The following is a 1,517-nucleotide window of genomic DNA, read 5'->3' on the forward strand; positions in this document are numbered from 1 at the left end:
TAACGCTCTCATGTTTTTATCCTTTCATTAGTTGTGACACTTTACCTTTTTTAAATTCCTCTGAGTCCCTTTAAAGCTGCTGTTATTGGTTTTCTTACAGACTGCTTTAAATAACCAAGATTGTTTCGCGTCGCTTCTGCGGCGCTATCCCTCAGTTTTTCTACAAAGTGTTTAGGTGGTTTTGCTTGGATACTTGTCTGCTCTACTTCCTGCGTTTGTTCAAGTATTCCTTGCAATGTTTTAATCTCCAAGTTGTCTTGAAGTGCGACAAAGACATCGATGAATTTATCAAGACCTAAATTACACCAGCTACGTCCATTTTTAAGCCGTCTAGCGAACACACTCATCGTTCCCTCGGCACTCCCCATTGGACGGAATTCTGTTGTATCTATGCCTTTCTTTTTCAACTTCTCACGATAGTCACCAAGTGCCTCCGGATATTGAGAGAGTTGCGCTATTAATTCTTCCAACCGTTCTTCTTTCTTTTCGTTTTCCAGTGTACCCACTGCACTATTTAATTCCACCATGAAACCTTTCCAATCATAGTTTGCCAGTTTCTTTCGAATAGCTCGATATCTTGGATGCTTTCTAAACAGACGCTGCACATCGCGGGCTACATGAAAACGATCAATGACAAAAGTGGCATTGTGCCTGAAATATTCTCGGCAGGATGTAATCCACTTCGCGCCATCCCCATTAATAACGAGATGGTGCTTGGTTGGATTGTACTCATAAGTTTCCATGAGATACTGCTCAAACTCTTCCCAAAAAGGCAGTTTACCTTGATGAATGAAATGCCGTTTTTCAATTAACTTTGCTCGCTTGCCATTCATTTCCCAGCCCTGATGCACACTGGCAATTTTAACTTCTCGTCCTTTTTTCTTTTTCTCTTGGCTTTTCGTGTAAAGTCCGTCAACCTCAACGAATACAACATCTTGTTCAAGTGGCACAGATTTTTCGGGAACCACCTCAGTATTTAAAAGTTGCTGGCGTATGGCTTCATGACTAATCACGGGATAACCTAAAAGCCTCTCCATTGCTTGACTGGCCTGACGATAAGAAACACCTGTAACAGCTAATTCAATAGCCAAATCTTGTACAACTGGACTCATTCCTTTTGTGCCATCAAAAGCTAAATATTGGTCTAATAAATAGACGTACTTTCCAGTTTCCTTATCCTGATAATAATTTCTTTTCAATTCCACTTGCCCAAAGACGGATTCAAATTTTAACGTTCGCTTATCCTTTAGATAAAACCTCTTCTTATCCCTTCCTGTGGCAATCGCCTCATCTAATTCTTGTAGTGTTTGTGCCATGACCTGAGAAAAACTTTCCTGTAAAGCGCTGTATGTAATTTTTTCTAATTCTTTCATTGTTAGCGTAGATATGATATCGTTCATTTGAGGATCTCCTTTGTTAGTTTTTGTCGGCAAACATAACTATACAAAAGAAGGTCCTCTTTTTCATTTAAAAAGCCAGTAAAACTACCGCGCTTCGCTTGCTGACCCCATTCCTGG

The 1,517-nt window shown here is 40.1% G+C and carries 1 protein-coding gene; it reads right to left on the reverse strand.

The features are described from left to right. Positions 1 to 50 precede the first annotated feature (50 nt). Positions 51 to 1,400, reverse strand: coding sequence for an ISLre2 family transposase (locus GHD25_RS19750; protein WP_164220065.1), 1,350 nt, complete (start codon positions 1,398 to 1,400; stop codon positions 51 to 53). Positions 1,401 to 1,517: the final 117 nt, after the last annotated feature.

The sequence above is a fragment of the Virgibacillus aidingensis genome, from assembly GCF_010994035.1.
GTDB lineage: Bacteria > Bacillota > Bacilli > Bacillales > Amphibacillaceae > Virgibacillus_N.